We start from the raw sequence: 21774 nt of genomic DNA, 5'->3' as shown, positions 1-21774 counted from the left end.
GGCCGCAACATAACCTCCATAGCCATCGGCATGCATCACACCGCTGAAGTTTGCGAGGTGGTCGGCCGGATGCGCGCCCTTTCGGTCGGGGCTATAGTAATAGGCGATCGCGCCGGGAGTGGGATCCTGGTAACCGCTTCCATCGAAGACGTAGACCCAGACCCTGCCGGTTTTTGTCTTTCCTCGCCCCGGGTCGAGAACATCGACCGGGGTATCGTCCGTGTGTATTCGATCGACCGCCGCGATATGGGCTCTGATCAGCAAAATGAGCGGGGCAAGAAGAACGGACACGCGACCCACCCAGTCCGCCATGACGGAGCGCGAGATATCTACTCCCAGCCGATCGTACATTTCGGATAGACGATAGAGCGGGATATGATCGTCGAACTTGGCGACCATGATATGAGCAAGCAAGCCCGGTCCGGGTTTGCCTCGCTCGATCGGCAAAGTCGGCATCTCACCCGATACGGTCGTATCGCAGTCCCTGCAGACCATACGCTTCTCGACATGCCGGACGATCTTTACAGAAGCCGGCACATGCTCCATCACCTGGACCACCTTGTCAGCCGCCTTCAAGAAGGAGGTGCCGCCACAGGTTGGGCAATTGCAGGGCGCTGCATACACACGCTCTTCAGTTGGCAGGCCATCCGGCAGAGGTCTGCGTTTCGGCTTGTCCGGGGCATCATCCAGATCGGGCAGCAGGGCTTTTCCAGAACAAGCATCAGCCTCGGCGCGGGCGGCTTCGATCTCCTCCAGCATGAGTTCAAATTGCTCAATCTTCCGATCGATCTTCTCTGAAGATGCGCCGTGCTGCCGATGTCGGAGCAGCGCGCAAAAGACCGATGATGGAGTCGCGTTTGTTGACTTCGGCTTTTTGCGCGCTGAGTTTCGCCGCCTGCTCACCGACGAGCGCGCGCAGTGCCAATAGCTCGTCCTGACTGTCCAGCGGCGGTGCTTCCATACCCAAAAACATAGCCGATTTGCAGCGAAAGCACTAGCATTTTAGCCCGGATGCCCTTGCAAAATATAGCTTTTATCCCGTTCGGCCGGGAGCAGAAGTCCACGCCGGTCGACGCCAATCGATCCCTTCCACAAGCATCGAAAGCTGCGCCTGCGTCAGATGCGCAACGCCTTCTTTCGCTGTTGGCCACGGAAAGTATCCGCGTTCCAAAATCTTGTAAAACAGGCAGAACCCTTGGCCGTCCCACCACAGAAGTTTGATACGGTCGGCGCGTTTTCCGCGGAAGCCGAAGATTGCGCCCGAGCCCGGCGCCTCCTTGATAGCCGTCTCAACGAGCGCCGACAGCCCATCAATGCCACGCCGCATGTCCGTCACTCCGCAGGCCAGATAGACCCGCACATTCCCAGAAGGCCCGATCATGCCGCCTCCACACAAGCGACCAGTGACGATAGCACCTCGAGATCCATGTCCGCTGCAATTCTCAGTAAGCGACCATTCCTCAGGACGATTTCAACGTCTTTGCGCCTCGACCGCACACTGCTCCTCGTGGAACCATCGCTGGGGCTCTCCGACGCTCCGATAAGAGAAACCGGGATGAGCGATACGGTCTCTGGAGGCTTCAATTTGGGTGGCGAGAACTTCTTTCGCCACGCGTATATCTGTTGCGGAAGAACGTCGTGCCGGCGCGCAACATCGGAAACGCTCCCATCCGCGCTGAACGCTTCTTGCAATATCGAAAGCTTCAGTTCTGTCGGCCATCGACGTTGTCGCTCGGCACCCGTCAGGATCTCAACCTTGGCCATTCATATCCTGTTACGTCACAAATGAATCATCTGTGTCGTAACCTGCGCTAATTCCGCACCTAACCAAAACCGACTCACCGGACGCTCACCCATTACCTGCCAAATCGGCGCCTGAATCCTGAATTCGACGCTCAGCGGTATTTCCAGCTCGGCGAGATCGAGCCCGGCTTTTATGATCGGTCCAAGGGTCCTAATCCGGTCGGCATAGATTGTCGCGCGCGCGCCCTGCGTTAAAGGCGCTAACCCGTACCAAGGAAGCCATCCCTGCCCCTAGCCGGCTCCCCAAGCCAGCGAAGGACGGCGGACAAGGCAACTGCCGACCCCAAGCCGAGCCGCTGCTGCTCACTCCGGGCGGCGCGCTACGCCCCCGATCATCAGACCACTCCTCGACCGTTTCGCGGCCCCCCCGTTGCTTGAGGTCAAGGATGACAGAACCATTGGCCCGGCGCCCTCCTACAAGGCTGTAACGATCCTAGCATCGACCGCGAGGCAGCGTGTCGGACCGACAATGAGCGGGTTGACCTCAGCTTCCGATACGTTGTCATGATCCGCTATAAATCGCGAGACTGCCGTTACTGCTTTTGCAACGACATCCAGGTCGATCCGGGAACTGCCCCTGAAGCCACCAAACAAGGGGGCGATGCGCAATGAATTTAGCATTCGCAGAGCGTTATCCTCGTCGACCGGCGCAAGCGCCACAACCCTGTCCCGCCAAATTTCGGTTCTCGTACCACCCGCGGCAACGACCACGGTTGGTCCGAAGGCTGGATCTCGAACTCCGCCAATCAACAGCTCGATCGCATCCTTTTCTACAACCATTTCTTCAACGCTGAAGCCGGTCGGTCGGAGCTCGTTGCTAAGACTTTCCAGCTTGCTCCGCAGAGTCACCTCGTCGCGTATGTTGAGAACGACTGCGCCAGAATCGCTCTTGTGCAAGCTACCTAGAGCCTTCAGAACCACTGGATATCCAATGGAGTGGGCCGCCCTAGCCGCCTCATCAGCGTCTCTTGCGTACACCGCTTTGCTAAAGATCACTCCGGCGCCGGCGAGAGCCGTTCTGCTAGCGAGATAGTCAACCTCTCCAACAAATAATCTTGTAGTGCGGTTTGCTATCAGTTTCCGCTTGGGAAGGCGTTTACGGCCAAGTTCCAAGCATCGGGCGGCCTCAACTGGAAAGTCAAACACAGGAACTCTGTCTCGAGCGAGCGCAGTCATGGCAGGCTCGCCGGTTAGCGTGCTGGCGACGGACAGAGCGATACCAGACTGACTGCAGATATTTCGAATATTCGCGGCCACGGCGCATTCACCTTCGATGGATGCTCCAGCAACGTTGTTGAAAGCGCCGTTCATAAGGATCGCGTCCCCCTCGCCAGAGGAAGCGATTGCTTGAATGATGGGCCGGAATACGCCCAAATCAAGCGCACCTACCAAGTCAACAGGGTTGCCAACGCTGGAATTGGGTGCAATTTCCTTCAGCCTACGGACGAGTTCGGCGGAGAAAGCAGGTACTTCGAGTCCTTCCGCAATGGCTGCATCTGTTGCGAGCGTAGCGGCCCCCCCGCCATCAGCTACGACGGCCACGCGCCGGCCACCAGCCCGGGTTGGTGCGTCTATGCCACGAAGAGCCAGCAGAAGATCTCCGATGCCTCGCACGCGGACGACATCGAGCTCAGCGCATATGCTCGCCAGAACATCCTCGTTGGAGATCATAGACCCAGTGTGGGAAGCAACGCTACGCCCCACTGCCTCCCCCGCACGGGGCGCTAGGAGAATGACCTCCTTTCCACGACTGCGCGCGTACTCGATCGTCTCGAAGAGGCGGCGTCCATCTTGGTACTCTTCGATGTAAGCCGTGATTACTCTGGTGTTGGGATCAACTGCAAAAGACTCGATAAACTCTGCAACGGTCAGATCTGCCTGGTTTCCAACGGACACAGCGCGAGATATGCCAAGCTTCTCGTGTGGCAGGCGCGTCCCAAGTTCTACTATCACTCCGCCGCTCTGCGAGACAATTCCAATGTCGCCCGGCGGCAAATCCCAAAAGGCCGTGCAAGCGAGTTTTGCCGCCGCGTCGAATAATCCAACGCAATTCGGTCCAACCAGACGAGCCCCTGCGGCCCGCACTCGCTCGCGGATCTCGTTTTCGAGCCGATGGCCTTCTTCACCAGTCTCCTTGAAACCCGCTGTAACACAGACGATGTAGCGAGCTCCAGCTGCGAGCGCGTCATCTACAGCACTGCGAACCTGGGCTGCCGGTACGCAAATTACGACCAGTTCCGGGGCTGCCGGAAGCAATTGAACCGAGGTGTAGGTTCTAGTTGCGTGAACGGTTCCTCCGCGCTGGTTTACGAGATAGACGGCCCGCGATGGCGCACCTTCCAGCAATTGGCGAGCGTACTCAAAACCCCATTTGCCGGGCGTTGATGAAGCCCCGATTACAGCAACCGACCGAGGATTGAACAGGCCGCTAAGATCGGCGGAAAACGTTCTATTGGTTACGTTCATTTTTCTCTCCGCGCCGTCATCGCAACGCGACATCTGTGGCCGCGGTCGCCAGAACGTTGCTAGTGGCTGCCCCCGGGACCAACGAAACATTTTGTTGCATGTTAGTTCTCCAGCTTTAGGTCGTTGGCTTCAAAAAGGGGCGCACATGGATCGAGGGTCGATCAGCCCAACTCCCGATGTGCAGCGTATGCCTCTCGGTCTAAGGGGTAGACAATCTTGAGCCCGGCCTGGTCATGAGGGCGAATTTGGGGACGAAGACCGCACTTTGGGTCACGTCCCGATGCTTCTCAGGGAATCACCGTCAAGATACGACTTGAAGCTGGTTCGGTCTCTTTCCTTTCGCGCCTGCTAGTGGAGCCGGTTTCAGGGCTCTGTCCGCCCAGCGGATCAGCCTCTCAACAATCTGCACGAGCACCAAGTAGAGTATGGCTGCGGCCAGAAGAGGGGTAATGTTATCGTAGTAGATATTCCCGACATATTGCGCTTGGCCGAGCAGGTCCCGAACGGTGACAATGCTTGCAATGGAGGAGGCCTTGATTGTGAAGATGGTCTCATTGCCGATTTGGGAGAGACAATTGCGCATAGCAATCGGCAAGGTGATACGCGAAATCACCTTTCGCGTTGTAAGGCCGATCGCGAACCCCGCCTCGATCTGGCCCTTCTTAACGGTCAAGATGCCACCCCGAACCGCCTCGGCGAGGTATGCAGCGTTGTTCAGCGAAAAGGCGAGGATACAGGTTCCGAAGGCCGAACTGAACAGGACGTCCCACAGGAGACCCGTGCGCAGAAACGAGATTTGCGGTGCACCATAGTAGAGGAAATAGAGCAGGATCAGAAGCGGGATGCCTCGGAAAACGAAAATATAGGTTGCTGCGACAGACGAAGCCAGGGCACTGCCGTAGACGCGAACGAGCGCTAGTGCGGTTCCCAGGATGAGCCCGAATGCCATCGAAAGGACAGTCAACAGAATCGTGATCTGAAGACCCCTCAAGATTGAGAACCAAAGGGTGGTGGAGAAGAAAAGTGACTCAGACATAGTCGTCAGGCCTCTCGTGTCGAACGGAAGGAGCGTTCCAGCCTAGCCTGCAGGAGCGCCGCTGCGGCGGCGATCACCAGAAAGCAAACCACAGCGACCGCATAAGCAGCGAATGGCTCGCGAGTGCTGCCCGCCACAATCTTGGCCCGCCGCGTGACCTCCTCTAGTCCAATGACTGACGCCAGCGCGGAGACTTTCAGCATAACCGAGAAGAGATTGCTTAGCCCGGGGATCGCCGCCTGCAGAATCAGGGGAATCGCCACGCGGGTCGTGACCTTGCGCGGGGAAAGACCGAGAGCGTGGGCAGCTTCGAAGAGTCCCGGATTGATGCTTCGATGTGCGTCACTGAAGATCTGAACGCTGTAGGCCCCGAACTGGACGCCAATGGCGACTGTAACGGCCAGAAACGGTGAAATCGGAATCGGCCTAAAACCAAAGCTTACTGCGGCCTTTTGCAGGGCGATTTCACAACCATAGTAGACGAGAAAAATGCACAGAAGCTCGGGGAGGCTGCGAAAGATAGCCACGTAGGCGCGAACAATTGGGCCTGCCGCTGGGTGACCCGTTGTCATCCAAAGCGTCGCGGCCAGCCCAATCGCCACGGCACACGCGAAAGTCACCAGTGACGCAAGGATCGTCACTGCTAGCCCGCCGACGATATAAGGCAGAAATGGTAGCGTAGCGTGCATTCGAGGCGTTTCTATCGGTTTGTGAAAAGGGCCCGCTCGTGCGCGCAAAATGCGCACACGAGCAAGGTAGGAGTCGACTTAACGCGCGGGCACGGCCTTGCCGAACCACTTTTTGCTGAATTCAGCAAGCTTTCCATTTGCGATCATGGCATCAATGCCCTTTTGCAGGTTTTCAGCCAGGCTTGCGTCGGTCTTCCGCACCATCAAGCCTTTACCTTGTCCCATGTAAGCCGGGTCGTAAATCGACTTGCCGGCAAGCTTGTAAGTGTCGGGTTTAGCTTGAATGTAACCAGGAAGCGCCTGCAACTCCTCGCTCAGGACGGCATCAACGCGGCCGGCGTCCAGATCGAGCACGGCTGCATCCATACTGTCGTACAGCTTGACGGTTGTCTCCCTACCGATTTGCTCTCGCATGTACTTTTCCTGAACGCTGCCGCCAACCGTACCAACGGTCTTGCCCTTTAGGGACTCTTTGGAGCCGTCGATCGTCGAACTCACTGGAACGATGAATGCCAAGGGGCCGCGCAGGTATGGGCCAGGCATCAAATACTTCTGCTTGCGTTCGTCAGTAATGTTATTCCCGCCAGCGATTACATCGATCTTGCCAGCCTCCAGAGCTGCAAAAATACCGTCGTAGGGCACGTTCTGAATTTCACATTGGATCTTTATTTCGGCGCAGAGGGCGTTCATGAAATCGATTTCAAATCCGATCATTTGGCCATCAGAATTCACTGACACGAAAGGCGGATAGGCGGCGTCCATACCGACCACGTATTTCTGCTGCTGTGCGCTCACCGGTGTCCCTGCGATGATGCAGCCAAGCAGAATTGCGGCCGCCTGCAGGCGCTTTCTCCAGATCGTCATGTCCGTTCTCCTCTGGGTTATCTGCCGCATTCGCGGATGACGGCCGATCTTTTTTTGAGATGACCCGCCGCGAGCGGTTTAGCGTTCCTGTCGGAACCGCGAAAGAAAAGCTCGTAAAGTTGGTGACTGGCTTTGGCGAAGCACGTCTTCGGGCGACCCGCGCTCCTGCACCGCGCCATCGGCCATAAAAACCACCTTTGTCGCCACGTCGCGCGCAAAGCCGATCTCGTGGGTGACCACCAACATCGTCCTACCCTCCCGGGCGAGCGCCTGGATAACGCTGAGCACCTCACCGACGAGTTCCGGATCGAGCGCCGACGTCGGCTCGTCAAACAGCAGTACCTCGGGCTCTGTCGCAAGGGTGCGGGCGATGGCAACTCGTTGCTGCTGTCCTCCCGACAACTGGGCAGGATAATGCCCGGCATGTGAGGCCAACCCGACTTTGTTAAGCAGCTCTTGCGCCCGCTCCTTCGCCTCACTGGCCGGCATATTGAGAACCTGCGTCAGACCCTCCATGACGTTGCCAAGGGCCGTGCGGTGGGGCCAGAGGTTGAAGGATTGGAAAACCATCCCGACGCGTCGGCGCAGCTTGATCAGGCGTCCACGATGTTGATGGGAGCGTCCAGAAAAATCAGCGGCCGCAAAGATCTCTCCATCGAGGATGACCTGCCCTCCCGAGGGCTTCTCCAGAAAGTTGAGGCAGCGTAGGAACGTGCTTTTCCCTGAGCCAGATGGCCCGATCACGGCAACAACGTCACCGCGGTGAGCCGCTAGATCAACGCCCCGAAGTGCTTCGTGACCTCCGAAGGACTTGGTGATCCCCCGGGCCTCCAAAATGACTGGTGCTACCTCTGAATCCTTCATAAACACCTTCGATATCCCACTTGGATTTCTTTTGTATGTAAGCGGGGTTGCCTGTCAAGAGATTCCTAAATCCCGCAAGCAGAACCGTGTCGGCCACGCCACGGGCTGACGATCCTGCAACGAGATGCTGACAAAACCCGCAGGTCTGATTAGACGTGAGTTGTGAGTGCCTTAGCCGCATCGCGCTCCCTAGGAGTTGCAATCTCCGGGAACAGCCCCAAAATAATAACTGCCGCTACTGCACTTTTTCTGTATACAAACGTCAGCCACGACGGGATGGGAACCGAATTGTGAATTCAAACGACATAGACTCGCCGTGGGAGCGCCAAAAAGTGGACGGGAAAGTAAGCCGAGGTAGCGCTGGGAAGAGAGAGGCAATCTCGCCGGCGGCGGTCTTGGTCCCAGGAGGGATGCGCCCCAAGCGTATTGACACCGGCGCAATCTTCGAAATGCTTCGCTACCGTATTTCCATTCTGGAGTATCCTCCCGGCACAGCTCTGAAAGAGGTCGCGCTATCAGATGAATTTGGCGTGAGCCGTACACCAATCCGCCAAGCCCTTCAAAGGCTTGAGCTGGCGGGTCTCGTGCAACCCGTGATCGGGCATGGAACCATCGTGAGGAGCATTGATCTGCAGTCGATGCGGCACCTACTACAATATCGGCTGCACCTCGCGCTCATGCTTGAGCATTTCCTTTCAATGACCGATATTGAGGAACCAATTGAAAAGCTCAACAGGTGCCACGCCATGAATGCTGCTTTAGAGAACGAATTCAGCCCACAAGCATATGCTCAGATTTCCCATGATATGCGGTGGATCATCTGCAACAAGATCACGAACCCGTTCCTGGCGAAGAACTGGATCGAGACCTATTATCTCGCCAGCCGTATATGGTTTCTTTGCCTGCCGGCCGAGAAGGATCATTTCATCTCCTTGCAAGCAGAGGAGATCACAAAGCTGATCGACAGCTTCCGGTCAGGCGAGCCGCGGCGTGTGGCAACCACCGTGCACGACGCCCTGCAGACCGCCGTTGCCATTGTTTGGCAGAGCGTCGCAAGCGGACAGTTGTCTATTTCGATTCCCTGAATAGCACCAGCTTTGAACAGGCTGACGTCGCTCCTAGAAACTGCAGCCACATCGCTGAGACCTGGTCAGGATTGACCCTGGCTCTTCAAGCCAGAGTGTCTGGCAGACGGGCCTGTCGCGACTGTCAGGCGACATGCACAATTGACCCCCTGACGACACGAAGAACTGACCCCTCTCTTTTGAGAGGAAGAAGCTAGATGACGATTGAGATTTCTGTGCCTCCTGCACCGTCCAGAGCGATGCAGGGAGAGGGGATGCTGCAGGCAGAGGAAGTCATGTCGATGGTGCGCCTGCATAAATGCGGCTGGGGCGCAAAACGGATCGCAAAGGAATTCGGTTGCGCGCGCAATACGGCTCGCCGCTACCTTCGTGAAGGCGGTGTCATCGCTTATCAGGGTCGCCCGCGCGTGTCGGCGCTCGACGGGCTTGATGATTGGTTGCGGGAGCGATTTTTCCGTCACGACGGCAACGCGGACGTTATTCGCCAGGAGTTGGCGGACGAACACGGGATCGTTATCAGCCTGCGTTCGGTGGAGCGTGGGGTACAGCATTGGCGCCGGGAGCTAAAGGCGCAGAAGCGGGCGACAGTCCGCTTCGAGACGGCGCCCGGTCATCAGATGCAGATCGACTTCGGCGATACCCGTGTTTGGATCGGCGGCGAGCGGGTGCGGATCCATGTGTTTGTCGGGACGCTTGGCTATTCGCGCCGGATGCATATCCGGGCGTCGCAGAGGCAGCGCCAGGCCGACTGGTTCGAAGGGATGGAGGGCGCATTCCTGCGGTTCGGGGGCATTCCGGAGGAAGTCCTGATCGATAATGCGAAGGCTCTTGTCGACCACCATGACGCGGTGACGCGCGAGGTGAGGTTTAACGCGCGGCTGCATGCCTTCGCCCGGTACTGGGGCTTCAAGCCGCGGGCCTGTGCTCCCTATCGAGCGCGCACGAAAGGGAAGGACGAACGCGGCGTCGGCTACGTCAAGAAGAACGCGATCGCCGGGCGCCGGTTTGAGAGCTGGGCGGCGTTCGAGGCGCATCTGGACCGGTGGACGCGCGAGGTCGCCGACCAGCGCGAACACGGCACGACCGGTGTCGCGCCGGTGGAACGCTTTGCCGCTGAAGCTCGCGCGCTTCGCCCGCTGGCCGGACGCGCGCCGTTCGGACAGCTGCGGGATCTGGTCCGCAAGGTCCAGGCCGACTGCGCGATCGATCTCGACACCAACAGCTACTCGGTCCCTTGGCGCCTGATCGGCGAGAGCGTCCAGGTCGTGGTGCTGGCAGGCCGGGTGATCATCCGTCATGCCGGCCAGGTGGTGGCCGACCATGCGCTGTGCCGAGGACGACGGCAACGAATCGTGGACCGAACGCATTTTGTCGGCGTTGCCGGCTTCGAAGGCTCGGTACGCGCCGACCCGGTCGAGATCGCGCCGGCCGCGTTGCTGCGGCCGCTTGCGGAATACGAGGCGGTTGCTGGAGGGGGTTGGTGATGACGAACGTAGATCACGACGTGCTCATCGCAACGCTCGATCGGCTGAAGCTGACGGCGATACGCGACCAGCTCGACACGCTGCTGGACGAAGCGGCCCGTTCGAAGATGACCTTGCGCGAGGCTTTGGCTTTCCTGGTATCGCGCGAGATCGCACGGCGCGACGAGCGGCGCATCTCCATGTCGAGCAAGATCGCGCAGTTCCCGTTCGTGCGCGAACTCGACGGCTTCGACTTCGACGCGCAGCCATCGGTGGACCAAGGACAGATCAGGGAGCTGGCGGCCTGCCGCTGGATTGCCCATGGCGACACGCTCTTGTTGCTGGGGCCTCCGGGAACGGGCAAGACCCATCTTGCCGTGAGCCTTGGTCGCGAGGCGATCCGGCAGAATTACAATGTCCAATTCGTCACGGCGGCGACGCTGGTGGCGATGCTGGCAAAAGCCCATGGCGACGGCTCGCTCGACAAGCAGTTGACGATCTTATCGCGTCCAAAATTGCTGATCATCGACGAGCTCGGCTATCTTCCCTTCGAGGCCAATGCCGCTCACCTGTTCTTCCAGCTGGTGTCGCGCCGATACGAGAAGGGATCGATCCTGATTACTTCCAATCGTTCGGTGGGCGAATGGGGGAGCGTTTTTGGAGATCCCGTTGTCGCAACCGCGATCCTGGATCGCCTGCTTCACCATTCCGCGGTGATTACTATCCGCGGCGATAGCTACCGTCTCCGTGAAAAACGCCGGTCCGGCCTTCTGCAGAAGGCCGGACCGGCGCCCGAAACCAACGAAACAGTAACCCAATGAAGGGGGTCAGTTCCTGATGTCGCCAAAGGGGTCAATTCCTCGTGTCGCTTGACAGCGACGATTGTTTCGACGATCCGCCTTTAGTTGCTTGCCTCGCTCAGCCTTCAGCCACTGTCGAAGTGAGCTTGATGCCCGGCTTACACAGTCCTGCTGTCCCCGTGATCAGCATATATGGGGTCCGGTATCATGGCTCGTGTTCGCAATCCTCCCGGCGTGACACCGGATCGCCTTGCGTGCAGCCTTGATGATGAATGGGGTTTTGAGAAGAGAGGATTCTTGGCTATGCAACGACAATCCCGATGATCCACCTCAATTCGACACAGTGACGTTGAGCTATGCAATCCTACGCTACCCAAAGGGTCGGTCTAGAACGTCGCCAATACCTTTTCGGCGGCGCTGGCATCGATCGCGCGGTAGACTTCCTTGCGTGCGTTGGCGAGCTTGACGTGGCTGGCCATGTCGCGGTGGACCCGCCGTTGACGGCTGACTGACCGGCAGCCTGTCCTTTCCCGATTAAAAGATGGAACGATCGGGCGATAGCCATAGTTGGCCGACCTCTTCCTGCCAGCAGTTCGTCGCCTCGGACATCAGCAACATGTCAATCGGCCCGCAATTGGGACCCTGTGCGGCCTTCGTCCCTCGTCCCTCGCGGCTTTGTGGTGGACGACACCGCCGTTGATGGTGAGGTAATGTTGATCACGGGTCCGTCCCGCGAGTACGGCGATCGGCCTGCGGAACGAGGTCGCAGTGGATCCACAGTCGGTATCAGCGGCGCCTTGCGGACTATGGCGGGCAAGCCTGTTCGGATCGTCGTTGTGGCTCGGCGGTTCCAATGGGCCGTGTTGTGGGGCCGGCGGATCTTCGCTGAGCGTTTCGACGGGGATGTTCTGGCGCCGTGGGCGCGGCGAACCGCCCGGCTCGACCAAATCGTCCATCACCTTGGGCTTGCGCCGGGCGCCCTCGGCCCGAACCATCGCGCGGCTATGACCATCGGTCGCGATAGCCTCACTAAGTCCGAAACTGTCACGGTCGCAACGATCGAGGTCGGTGTGCCTTTATTGGTGGAAGCCCGGGAAATCGTTGCAGGCTTCCAGGCCATGATCCGCAAGAAGACTCTCGCCGATCTCGAACCTTGGCTGGAGCGGGCCAGATCAAGTCTGGTCGCTTCGTTCGCCAACGGCGTTCTTAGAGACCGCTCGGCCGTCAGCGCGGCAATCACCTCGCCCTGGTCCAACGGCCAGACCGAGGGCCAGATCACCAAACTCAAGCTCGTGAAACGCCAAATGTATGGCCGAGGAAAGCTTGACCTACTTCAGGCGCGCGTCATCGGCGCCGGTTAGCGTCATTCATCACCAAAAGTGCGTCAGAGCCCTTATTCCACGCCGATACACAAGCAACAGCCTACGAGCAGAGCAGATCGGCTTAGCCACGGTCCTGTTCAGCCATGTACTCATGAAAATGGCCCGCACCGTTTGTCGATGCGGCCACTCTAACTGATTTGCCCCCGGTCGGCCGACGCCGCATGCTGGCTGCTTGTTGCGAAGCGTAGCCGCGGGCGACGAGGCGGCGCAGCGTGAGGAATGTTGGCATAATGACCTCGTCTTCGAACCTACCGGCGGCGGAGGGTTGGCGAAGCGCTGTGTATTCGCGAGTGCTCACCGCGATCTTCTCCGGCTTGCCGAGTTCGAACGATATGATCTCGGTCGCGCCATTTTCAAAATACCTCGCACAAAGTCCGGAGCCAGCTATCAACGAGCAAAGACGGAGAAGTACGGCTGACGTTGCCCCTTTTGCTTAATCCGGTTTGAAGTTCGTTCTGGCCCATCGAGAGGACCAGGACATGAAACGTAGCCGCTTCTCCGAAGAGCAGATCATCGGAATTTTGAAGGAACATGAGGCCGGGGTATCGGTTGCCGATCTGTGCCGCAAGCACGGGGTCAGCGACGCCTCGATCTACAACTGGAAGGCCCGCTTCGGCGGGATGGATGTCTCCGAGGCTCGGCGACTGAAGGCGCGCTGGAGGACGAGAACACGCGGCTGAAGCGGCTTCTGGCCGACGCCATGCTCGACAATGCCGCGCTGAAGGATCTCGTGGGAAAGAAGTGGTGACGCCCGCGGCCAAGCGAAAAGCTGTCGCTCGCCTGAAGGAAGGCTTCGGGATGAGCGAACGGCGGGCGTGTAAAGCCATCGGCTGTTGCCGCATGACGGTTCGCTACGAGACCAGCAGGCCGGACGACCGCGAGGTTCGCGAGCGGATGAAGGCGATCGCGCAGCAGCGTCGCCGGTTCGGCTACCGGCGTCTTCTCGTGATGCTGAGGCGGGAGGGCCTGGTCGTGAACCACAAGAAGCTGTTCCGGCTCTATCGGGAGGAGAAGCTCGCCGTTCGCCGCCGTGGCGGCCGCAAGCGGGCGATCGGGACCAGGGCGCCAATGCTGGTGCCGCTGAGGCCCGACGAGCGCTGGTCGCTTGACTTCGTATCGGACCAGCTCACCGACGGGCGCCGCTTCCGCATCCTGGCCGTCGTCGACGACTGCACGAGAGAGTGCCTGGCACTCATCGTTGATACGTCTCTCTCGGGCATGCGGGTTGCCCGCGAATTGGACCGGCTCATCACCGAGCGCGGCCGGCCGAGGATGATCGTCAGCGACAATGGCAGCGAGTTCACCTCGAACGCCATCCTCTCCTGGGCGGGTCAGAACCGCGTCGAATGGCATTACATTGCGCCCGGCAAGCCGATGCAGAATGGCTTCATCGAGAGCTTCAACGGCCGACTGCGCGATGAACTGCTCAACGAGACGCTGTTTACCTCGCTGGCTCAGGCGCGCGTAGCCATCGCCCTGTGGCGCGCCGACTACAACACCGCGCGGCCGCACTCCCAAATCGCATGGCAGACACCGGCCGAGTTCGCCACCACCTTCAATCCGCGATGGTCGCTCGCGCTGCGCTACACCAAAGACTCCGCACCAGCGACCGTCGCTTCACCCGCCCAGCAGGGCACAACCCACGCCGGGAACGAACTCAAAACTGGATAGAAACTGGGGGCAAGGTCACGGCTAGTCGGCAAGTTCCTGAGTAAGCTCGTCCTTCTATCCTTGGCGAGTCTATGTCTGTGTGAGCCGCATGACCGCGTCGACCGCAACTACCCCCTGCCCTTCAAGGAGAACGATTAGCGGATTTATCTCGGCTTCTATAAAGCGCTTTTCATTTATGATCGCGAATTGGGCAAACTTCTGGATGGCATCGATCGCGGCCTCCACATCACCCTTTGGTCGGCCCCGCCAACTACAAAGCATGGGGAACAGCCGGAGGCTTCGCAGCGCATCGGCGATGGCTTCGCGCGAAGCCGGCAAGAGAACGGTGGCAGTGTCGCGCAGCAACTCGGTTTCTGTGCCACCCGTGCCGATGGTGAGGGCTAGGCCCAAACTATCTACACGACGAATTCCAACCAGGAGCTCCCCGACCGCATCTTTGACCATCTCCTCCACCAGGAAACCACGAAGGCAGAGCTCCGGGGCTCTATCCCTCAATTTCATGGCCATTGCGTTCACGCTTTGCCAAGCTGCCTCAGCTGTTTCGAGATTGAGTGCAACACCTCCCAACTCACTTTTGTGCGCGAGCCCGGCGCTCAACGCCTTAACTGCTACTGGAAAATTGATCTCCGCCAATTGATCACTTCGCTCAACAGTGACGACAATGCCACGAGGCACAGCAATACCAGATGCCCGGAGTTCGGCTTTGGCATCTGCCTCATCGAGAGCCACTCCAGCGCTGGCGATGGATAAGCATTGCGGCAGAATGATTTCTTGATCCGTCTGTCTGGCAAGCGTATCTGCCAGCTCCGAAAATTGCACTGCATTCGCCACTGCTCGCAGACCATTGTCTATGCCCATTAGCGGGACCAATCCATCAGCTAACATTCTGTTTCGAACGCCTTTCGGCAGCATGTCCGGCACAGTGTTGACGAACGCAGCGGGCAAGCCTCTCTCGCTCGCGGCCTGTGCAAACGCTCGCGTAGTGATGTCCCATCCGGCGGAATCCCATTCGCCCTCAGCCGGGTAGCACATCACCTCCACAGCCAAGTCGTGGTCGTCGGACAGAAACGCGCGATAAATACTCAGATTTACATCAAAATCCGTGTCGTTCCCGTGGGCAGAGGATATGTCGAGAGGATTGGCCGGGTGAACAAATGGTGGAAGATGCTTCTCAAGCCGTGTCGCCGCCGCAGGGGACGGTGGTTGCAAGTCAAGGCCGGCTGCTTCCGCAATATCGCTCCCGAGGACCGCATAGGAACCCGAACTCGTCACAAAAGCAGTACGCCGTCCTCTCACTTTTGGCGCGTATACGAGCATTTTCAATGTCTCAACCGCCTCCATGGGCGTACGGACTTCGACAAAACCAAGTCGCTTGAAAAGCGCTGACGCCACAATATCGTCACCTGCTAGCGAAGCAGTGTGTGACTGACTTGCACGACGGCCCGCTGTTGTTCTACCGCCTTTTATGACGACCACCGGAATACCTTTGCGCGCGGCTTTCAAGCCTGCCGCCGAAAGAAGCGCTGGATCCACTATGCCTTCTAAATAGAGATTCACGGCCCGAACACGGTCATCATCCAGCACGACATCCAACATGTCGGCTGCACTGATCATCGCCTGGTTGCCGAGCCCGATCGAGTATGCCACTGGCAACGATCTGTCAGCGCACCCAACATCGGAAAGATAGGCTCCTCCGTTACTTATGATAGCAACGCAACCATCGTCACCAAAACCACCGAAGTGGTCCATCATGAAGACGGATCGGTCAACGAAGTTCCCCACCCCAGGGCAGTTTGGTCCGATGATGGGCATTCCCCCTGCCGCTTCCACCAGGTCACGTTGGGATCTTTCTCCGCCGTGCATTTCGGAAAAGCCGGAGCTGTTGCAAATTGCCCCCCCAACTCCGATCTCCGAAGCGTCCCTCACCACGCTCACAAGGTTATCTCGAGGTACAGCCACGTAGGCGAGATCAGGTATTTCAGGCAGACTTGCCAACGTTGGAAAACAGGGGATATCCGCCAGGTTACTCCGGCGTGGGTTCACGACATAGATATTTCCTCGAAAACCACGGGCCCGACAATAAGCGATGCCGGAGACCATAGCGGCCCCGCCGACAAAAACCGCAGTTTTCGGTGCCAACATACGTTTCAGACGTTCACGTCGATTCTCATGCGCGCTTTTGATATTCAAGACCTATACTCCAGGGAGCTGGCGACTATGATCCACCAGATCAAACTCTTAGGCACCGTTATAAGCAAAGTCGTTTGGCTGAGAATCCGAAATAAAATCATTCGGCAGGTTACATTTATGCGAGGAAGGCCTTGCTCGCGATGCTTTAGCCGTCGCCGGCCACTTGCACCTGAGGTTCTAGGGTGTTGACGCGTTTTTAGAGATGCGCTTGCGTTGCATGTTTAGGCGAAGAAGCTGTGGTCAACAGCAGGCGAGCAGGTCTGCCAGCGACCTGGTCGAGAGGTTGACAACATAAAGTGGAGGACTCGAGGCATTCTCCGACGAAAGCCGACCGCACTATATCCCCATATGAGACGCTTTAGACCCTCTTGACCGCGTAAGCCCCCAGTTCAAGGTTTCCGCTCCGAACACTTCGCTAGCGCCCCATTTACCACCCAGCAGGGCCTTTGCGTATGTGACGTTGTCATCACGGATTTCTAAGGCGCCCGCGTGCTGGATGCGCTCAAAAACTAATGCCCCAACATCGGGATTCGAACTGATGGAAAAATCTTACGCAGATGCTAGTTTCAAGTTCAGCCTCGTTGCCGAGAATCGGTGTGGTGGGAATGCTTGATGGTTCGTCGATATTATGATCTCCCCTCATTGACGGCTCTCGCGGCTTTTGAGGCCTCTGCAAGACATTTGTCATTCAAGCTTGCAGCTTCCGAGCTTAACGTTACGCCGAGCGCTGTCAGCCGGCAGATTAAGGCCCTTGAGGAAGATCTCGGAGTTCCACTGTTTGTGAGGGATAGAACCTTGATTTTGCTTACCAGCCCTGGCGAAGAGCTCTACGCGGTGCTCGCAAGCGGCTTTTCCAGGGCATCTCAGGTTGTCAGAACGATCAAGCGCGGTGTTCACCCGATGAATGTCACACTTGCTTGCACAGATGGCATCGGATTAATGTGGATTATGCCGCGCATGCCGAACTTCTGGCATAGATATCCCGAGATATCCGTAGACCACCTCATGTCCAGTAATATGCGTGATTACAAGCGAGCAGAAGTTGACCTATGTATCCGTTACGGCTTGGGTTCGTGGCATGGAGAAGTCGCAGAACTACTGTTTCCAGATAAAATATATCCTGTTTGCGGACCGGGATACTTGCTGCAACACGGCGATGCTACACCCGAGTCGTTACCTGATCTTCCCCTTCTGCACTTCAACTGGGTAGATCAGGACTGGACGGGGTGGGATGAGTTGTTCCGACGCGCCGGAATACCCCATGGAACGCTGCGAGGCCCTAGGTTCAGCAGGTTCTTCTTAACAATTCAAGCCGCCTTAGCCGACCAGGGTATTGCCATTGGATTGCATAGTTTAGTGAGGCCTTTGATAGATGAGGGCAAGCTAGTCAGGATTACCGACCTTGAGATGCGTGCACCGGGAGATTGGTTTGTGACGTGGAGCGACAATAAGGCACTTTCTCCAGCGGCGGAGGTGCTGCGCTCATGGTTGCTGGAAACCTCTGTCGATGAGCGGTCTAGTTAGCCGTTTCGGGCCGGTTCTTGCACGCCTTTGCATCGGCGAGGCAGAAAGCTGGCCGTCAGGTTCCCCGCGACGGTCCTCCGGCCCGAAGGACGCGCTATTTTTGTGAGAGGTCCTGCGCAGAAACCAAACTTGGCGAGTGGATATAGAACGGGCCGACGAGAGCCGTTGTCGTCATATTCAACCCATGCGTTCCGAAGCATAGCTTCCTGGACTCGCCGGGAAGACGACAGTGCGGTTGCCGTTCAAGAAGACGCGGTGATGGATGTGGGCGTGGATCGCTCGCGCCAGGACCTGACTTTCAACGTCACGGCCCATCGAGACATAATCTTCCACGCTTTGAGCGTGAGTGATGCGCACCGTATCCTGCTCTATGATTGGCCCCTCATCAAGATCCGGCGTCACATAATGAGCCGTGGCACCGATCAGCTTCACACCGCGCTCATACGCCTGTTTGTAGGGGTTTGCTCCCTTGAAGCTCGGCAGGAAGGAGTGATGGATGTTAATGATCCTGCCCGACATCTTGCGGCACATTGCGTCTGAAAGAACCTGCATATAGCGGGCGAGAACGATCAGCTCGGTACTTGTCTGCTCGACAAGGTCCATGAGCTGCGCCTCCGCCCGGGGTTTGTTCTCCTTCGTCACCTTGATGTAGTGGAAGGGAATATCGTGGTTGACCACCACCTTCTGGTAGTCGAAGTGGTTCGAGACAACGCCGACGATATCGATAGGCAGGGCCCCGATCCGCCAACGGTATAGAAGATCGTTAAGGCAGTGCCCGAAGGCCGAGACCATCAACAGCACTTTCATCCTTTGCGTCTGGATGTGAAGCTCTGCTTCCATATGAAATTTTTCGGCGATCGGCCTTAGCCCCTCGGCAAGCGCTTCGGCTCCTTTCCCGTCCTCTGATATGAAGGAGACGCGCATGAAGAAGCGGCCAGTGCTGAGATCGTCGAATTGCGAACTATCGACGATGTTGCAGCCCATTTCACAGAGAAAGCCGGAGATGGCGGCTACTATTCCTCGCGTTGATTGACACGTTGCCGTCAGGATAAAGGTGGTCATTCGCTGCCTTTACAGGTTATCGGGAAAGGTCCCGCCAATTCGTGAGGCGGGAAGTTGTCCGCAAAAGTTGCTCGAAGCTTTTCGGGCCGGCGTTTTGCACCCGACCACGACAAACGTTGCGATCCGGCGGCGACAGGAGGTTAACTCAGAAATTCGCGCCAGGCGCTCAGATCCACGTTTCCCCCGGATACCACCGCAACGACGGTCTTGCCGCTCCATATTTCGCGGTGCCACAGGACCGCGGCCACGGCAGCTGCTCCGCCGGGTTCGGCAACGATCTTCATCTCATCCGCCAATAATCGCATCGCGAAAATGACGTCGGCTTCCGACGCAGCGTAGCCTTGGGAGACTAGCTTCTGATTGATCGGAAAGGTCTTCTCACCTGGAATTTGCGTTACGATCGAGTCGCAGATCGAGTTGTACCCGGGTCTATTTCCAACGCGCTCGCCTGCTATCAACGATCGCCTAGTATCGTCGAAATATTCCGGCTCGGCCGCGCAGATAGTGGTCGCCGGGGACAACTCCGCCATGGCGGTGGCGATGCCAGCGATCAGCCCGCCGCCACCAACGGGGCACACCAAAGCGTCCGCAGACGTTTTCAGTTTCGCCAGCTGATCGACGATTTCCAGTGCAACGGTTCCCTGCCCCGACATCAAGATATAATCATCATAGGGAGCAATCAAAGTCGCTCCAGTTTGCTCGGCCACATCTCGTGCGATCTTGGCCCTGTCGCCGGTTGCCCGATCATATGTGATCACCTTGGCCCCGTACTGCCCGGTGTTGCGCAGTTTCACGGCTGGTGCATCCTGCGGCATGACTATGGTAGATGGAACATTCATTTCCGCCGCCGCCGCCGCAACTCCTTGAGCATGATTGCCGGATGAAAAGGCCACGACCCCCGCCGCGCGCTCCTTTCTGCTCAACGACGCGATCTTGACGTAAGCTCCACGAATCTTGAACGATCCGGTGCGCTGTAAGCACTCGGCTTTCACGAGGAAGCGGAAACCAAGACGGCGGTTGAGAAGTTCGGATTCGAGCAAGGGCGTAACCCGTGTTACGCCTTCGAGAACCCGGGCGGCATCAACGATCATTCCATATTCGAGCATCGCGCTGCATTCCAACTGGGAGCTACTAAAATGTTGTTGCCGCTCGTTGATCACATCGCGCAATCAGCGGGTGACCCAGGGTGGGCTCTAGGCCTTGGAAGGTCCGTGCTCGCAGCAGGCCTGTTCAAACCGCTGAATTTGCTCTGTGCTGTCGCAGTAGGACATCACCATCCGGAAGCCTTGACGATTGCCCTGAAAGTTCCACGGCCTTAGATGGATATCCTTGTGCCGGAGTGCTTGCAAAAGGCTAGGCGGCAGAATGGCGAACACCTCATTAATATGCACTGGATGAACCAGCTCAACACCCGCACACGGTCTTAAAGCATCTGCTATTCGTGCTGCGTTTCGGTTCGCCTGCAGAGCATTTCGGCGCCAGAGCTCATCCTCCAGATAGCTCAAGAGCTGCACTGACATGTAGCGCATCTTTGAGCACAGGTGCCCGGCGCGTTTGTGCATGACGCTCAGTATCCTTGCGATTTCAGAATCGAAGGTGATCACCGCTTCCGCATTCATGGTTCCGTTCTTGATCGTGCCGAAGGTGAGGATGTCCACTCCAGCCTTCCAGGTCATTTCGGCCGGCGTTGCGCCTAGATGAACCATGGCGTTCGCCAAGCGTGCCCCATCAAGATGGACTTTCATGCCTGCTTCATGCGCTATTGCACTCAGCGCTCGTAATTCGTCCAGTCCATAAACGACTCCGGCTTCTGTGGCTTGGGTGAGGCTGAGCGCACTGACCGCCATATGATGTACGTTGCCGATACCGTGACGTTGCAGGCCGTCCTCTAATGTGGCAGGCGATATCTTATAGTGCTCACCTGCCAGCAAAGTCATGCGGCCACCACCGCTATAGAACTCGGGCGCGCCAGCCTCAGTCGTCACAATATGCGCACCCTCGTGGCAGAAGATCGTGCCATATGACGGCGTGATGGCGCCGAGCGCAAGACCATTTCCGGCAGTGCCGGTAGGCACCGGAAAAATGAAGGTTTCACGCTCAAAAAAGGTCGAATAGACCTGTGCCAAGGTTGCGGTGAATCGATCTGCGCCGTAGGCCACCTCAACGCCTCGGTTGCAGTTGACGAGCGCGTTCATCACCTGTTCGCAGACAGGCGCGCCATTGTCTGAATTGAAGTGATAGGTTGCTATTTTAGATCCTCCCGTTCCCAGGAAAAGCCGCCGCCAAATTCAGTGGAAGCATCCTGGAGCACATCCCATAGGTAGTCGGCTGAGGCGAAATCAGTCAGCATGTGCAGGCCGTAGGGATCGTTTTTCATTTCGCGGATCAAAACGGCGCTGATCCGCGCTACGACCGTTTGTACGACCTCACCTTGGAGAAGCCGTTCGCTGCGCAAATCCACACCGCAAATCTTCGCCATCATCTGCGCAATACACCTGCCCTCTAGATGGAGCCAACTATGGCTGTCGGCACGGGGAAGCGGGTAGCCTATTCGGCGCTCACCTCTGGCATCGTCGGCATTCCAGCTTGCCTCCAGGTCGCGGCACACATTACCTACCGCGTCCGGGTCAGGCAGGACGAGGTACTCTTCCTTACCGAGCCGCGCGATGAGAGCGCCATCGGACAGGGCGATGGCTTTGTTGGGAATGTCCGGGACGGCGCTGACCTTCGAGCTCAGCCATTTCGTCGTCCCGTTACCCTTGAAGCCGATCCGAGGCAGCCTCGACAGGTCACGGATGACGACGTTCTCGTTCTGCGGAGTCTGACCCGCGCCGGTCAAGCGATGAGCGAACGGACTTCTAGCAATAGCGGCCAC

General features: G+C 57.8%; 16 protein-coding genes and 3 pseudogenes. 6 read left to right on the top strand and 13 right to left on the bottom strand.

Features of this window, described 5'->3' with window-relative positions; all coding sequences use genetic code 11:
- Positions 1-9 precede the first annotated feature (9 nt).
- The 8 genes and pseudogenes from tnpC to A6B35_RS33650 form a co-directional block, all read right to left on the bottom strand.
- Positions 10-961, bottom strand: a pseudogene (gene tnpC, locus A6B35_RS33685) (IS66 family transposase); the annotation flags it as partial.
- Positions 962-1033: 72 nt separating this feature from the next.
- Positions 1034-1381, bottom strand: coding sequence for an IS66 family insertion sequence element accessory protein TnpB (gene tnpB / locus A6B35_RS33680; RefSeq protein ID WP_006204819.1), 348 nt, complete (start codon positions 1379-1381; stop codon positions 1034-1036).
- Positions 1378-1764: an IS66-like element accessory protein TnpA gene (gene tnpA, locus A6B35_RS37725; RefSeq protein ID WP_006204820.1), complete on the bottom strand. Its 387-nt coding sequence runs from the start codon at positions 1762-1764 to the stop codon at positions 1378-1380. The genes tnpB and tnpA overlap by 4 nt, the downstream gene beginning before the upstream one ends.
- A gap of 453 nt (positions 1765-2217) precedes the next feature.
- Complete coding sequence (locus tag A6B35_RS33670) at positions 2218-4269, bottom strand: acetate--CoA ligase family protein (RefSeq protein ID WP_157999227.1); 2052 nt, start codon at positions 4267-4269, stop codon at positions 2218-2220.
- Positions 4270-4570: 301 nt separating this feature from the next.
- Positions 4571-5305: an amino acid ABC transporter permease gene (locus A6B35_RS33665; protein ID WP_065518416.1), complete on the bottom strand. Its 735-nt coding sequence runs from the start codon at positions 5303-5305 to the stop codon at positions 4571-4573.
- A 5-nt stretch (positions 5306-5310) separates the two neighbouring features.
- A complete protein-coding gene (locus A6B35_RS33660) occupies positions 5311-5994 on the bottom strand; it encodes an amino acid ABC transporter permease (protein ID WP_006200181.1) in 684 nt (227 codons plus the stop codon).
- A gap of 78 nt (positions 5995-6072) precedes the next feature.
- Positions 6073-6858 (bottom strand): transporter substrate-binding domain-containing protein, encoded by a 786-nt coding sequence (locus tag A6B35_RS33655; RefSeq protein WP_006200182.1) that lies wholly within the window; start codon positions 6856-6858, stop codon positions 6073-6075.
- A gap of 78 nt (positions 6859-6936) precedes the next feature.
- Positions 6937-7722, bottom strand: coding sequence for an amino acid ABC transporter ATP-binding protein (locus A6B35_RS33650; RefSeq protein ID WP_006200183.1), 786 nt, complete (start codon positions 7720-7722; stop codon positions 6937-6939).
- A gap of 410 nt (positions 7723-8132) precedes the next feature.
- On the opposite strand from A6B35_RS33650, the gene A6B35_RS33645 reads away from it, so the two are divergent.
- The 5 genes and pseudogenes from A6B35_RS33645 (at position 8133) to A6B35_RS33615 (ending at position 14123) form a co-directional block, all read left to right on the top strand.
- The gene (locus tag A6B35_RS33645; RefSeq protein ID WP_006200184.1) at positions 8133-8807 is read left to right on the top strand and encodes a GntR family transcriptional regulator; all 675 of its coding nucleotides are present in this window, start codon (positions 8133-8135) and stop codon (positions 8805-8807) included.
- 197 nt (positions 8808-9004) lie between these two features.
- Positions 9005-10291: an IS21 family transposase gene (gene istA, locus A6B35_RS33640; RefSeq protein ID WP_040582019.1), complete on the top strand. Its 1287-nt coding sequence runs from the start codon at positions 9005-9007 to the stop codon at positions 10289-10291.
- Positions 10291-11091: an IS21-like element ISSme2 family helper ATPase IstB gene (istB, locus tag A6B35_RS33635; protein WP_006200186.1), complete on the top strand. Its 801-nt coding sequence runs from the start codon at positions 10291-10293 to the stop codon at positions 11089-11091. The genes istA and istB overlap by 1 nt, the downstream gene beginning before the upstream one ends.
- 945 nt (positions 11092-12036) lie before the next feature.
- Positions 12037-12431 (top strand): annotated as a pseudogene (locus A6B35_RS33630) (transposase); the annotation flags it as partial.
- Positions 12432-12931: 500 nt separating this feature from the next.
- Positions 12932-14123 (top strand): annotated as a pseudogene (locus A6B35_RS33615) (IS3 family transposase).
- A gap of 69 nt (positions 14124-14192) precedes the next feature.
- Here A6B35_RS33615 and A6B35_RS33610 read toward each other — a convergent pair.
- Complete coding sequence (locus tag A6B35_RS33610; RefSeq protein WP_156788648.1) at positions 14193-16313, bottom strand: acetate--CoA ligase family protein; 2121 nt, start codon at positions 16311-16313, stop codon at positions 14193-14195.
- A gap of 612 nt (positions 16314-16925) precedes the next feature.
- Between A6B35_RS33610 and A6B35_RS33605 the strand changes: the two genes are divergently transcribed.
- Entirely contained in the window at positions 16926-17837 is a 912-nt protein-coding gene (locus tag A6B35_RS33605) for a LysR substrate-binding domain-containing protein (protein WP_006206187.1), read from the top strand.
- 177 nt (positions 17838-18014) lie between these two features.
- Here the strand turns inward: A6B35_RS33605 and purU are convergent, their stop codons facing one another.
- From purU to A6B35_RS33585, 4 genes are all read right to left on the bottom strand, one after another.
- Positions 18015-18899 carry a formyltetrahydrofolate deformylase gene (gene purU / locus A6B35_RS33600; RefSeq protein ID WP_006206188.1) on the bottom strand — a complete coding sequence of 295 codons (885 nt, stop codon included), beginning with the start codon at positions 18897-18899 and terminating at the stop codon, positions 18015-18017.
- 140 nt (positions 18900-19039) lie between these two features.
- On the bottom strand, positions 19040-20059 hold the full coding sequence (locus A6B35_RS33595) for a threonine/serine dehydratase family protein (RefSeq protein WP_244426123.1): 1020 nt from the start codon (positions 20057-20059) through the stop codon (positions 19040-19042).
- Positions 20060-20092: 33 nt separating this feature from the next.
- Positions 20093-21094 carry a threonine aldolase family protein gene (locus tag A6B35_RS33590; RefSeq protein ID WP_006206190.1) on the bottom strand — a complete coding sequence of 334 codons (1002 nt, stop codon included), beginning with the start codon at positions 21092-21094 and terminating at the stop codon, positions 20093-20095.
- Between the two features lie 50 nt (positions 21095-21144).
- Positions 21145-21774: an aminomethyltransferase family protein gene (locus tag A6B35_RS33585; protein WP_006206191.1), complete on the bottom strand. Its 630-nt coding sequence runs from the start codon at positions 21772-21774 to the stop codon at positions 21145-21147.

Origin of the sequence: Mesorhizobium amorphae CCNWGS0123 (genome assembly GCF_001686985.1) — a bacterium.
Lineage (GTDB): Bacteria > Pseudomonadota > Alphaproteobacteria > Rhizobiales > Rhizobiaceae > Mesorhizobium > Mesorhizobium amorphae.
Note: the sequence above shows the minus strand (reverse complement) of the source record. Positions and strands in the feature narration are given on the sequence as shown.

Bases quoted from the DNA above. Each gene is read 5' to 3' on its own strand.
- tnpB (WP_006204819.1), bottom strand. From the start codon at position 1,381: ATGATCGGGCCTTCTGGGAATGTGCGGGTCTATCTGGCCTGCGGAGTG.
- tnpA (WP_006204820.1), bottom strand. From the start codon at position 1,764: ATGGCCAAGGTTGAGATCCTGACGGGTGCCGAGCGACAACGTCGATGG.
- A6B35_RS33670 (WP_157999227.1), bottom strand. From the start codon at position 4,269: ATGAACGTAACCAATAGAACGTTTTCCGCCGATCTTAGCGGCCTGTTC.
- A6B35_RS33665 (WP_065518416.1), bottom strand. From the start codon at position 5,305: ATGTCTGAGTCACTTTTCTTCTCCACCACCCTTTGGTTCTCAATCTTG.
- A6B35_RS33660 (WP_006200181.1), bottom strand. From the start codon at position 5,994: ATGCACGCTACGCTACCATTTCTGCCTTATATCGTCGGCGGGCTAGCA.
- A6B35_RS33655 (WP_006200182.1), bottom strand. From the start codon at position 6,858: ATGACGATCTGGAGAAAGCGCCTGCAGGCGGCCGCAATTCTGCTTGGC.
- A6B35_RS33650 (WP_006200183.1), bottom strand. From the start codon at position 7,722: ATGAAGGATTCAGAGGTAGCACCAGTCATTTTGGAGGCCCGGGGGATC.
- A6B35_RS33645 (WP_006200184.1), top strand. From the start codon at position 8,133: ATGCGCCCCAAGCGTATTGACACCGGCGCAATCTTCGAAATGCTTCGC.
- istA (WP_040582019.1), top strand. From the start codon at position 9,005: ATGACGATTGAGATTTCTGTGCCTCCTGCACCGTCCAGAGCGATGCAG.
- istB (WP_006200186.1), top strand. From the start codon at position 10,291: ATGACGAACGTAGATCACGACGTGCTCATCGCAACGCTCGATCGGCTG.
- A6B35_RS33605 (WP_006206187.1), top strand. From the start codon at position 16,926: ATGGTTCGTCGATATTATGATCTCCCCTCATTGACGGCTCTCGCGGCT.
- purU (WP_006206188.1), bottom strand. From the start codon at position 18,899: ATGACCACCTTTATCCTGACGGCAACGTGTCAATCAACGCGAGGAATA.
- A6B35_RS33590 (WP_006206190.1), bottom strand. From the start codon at position 21,094: ATGAACGCGCTCGTCAACTGCAACCGAGGCGTTGAGGTGGCCTACGGC.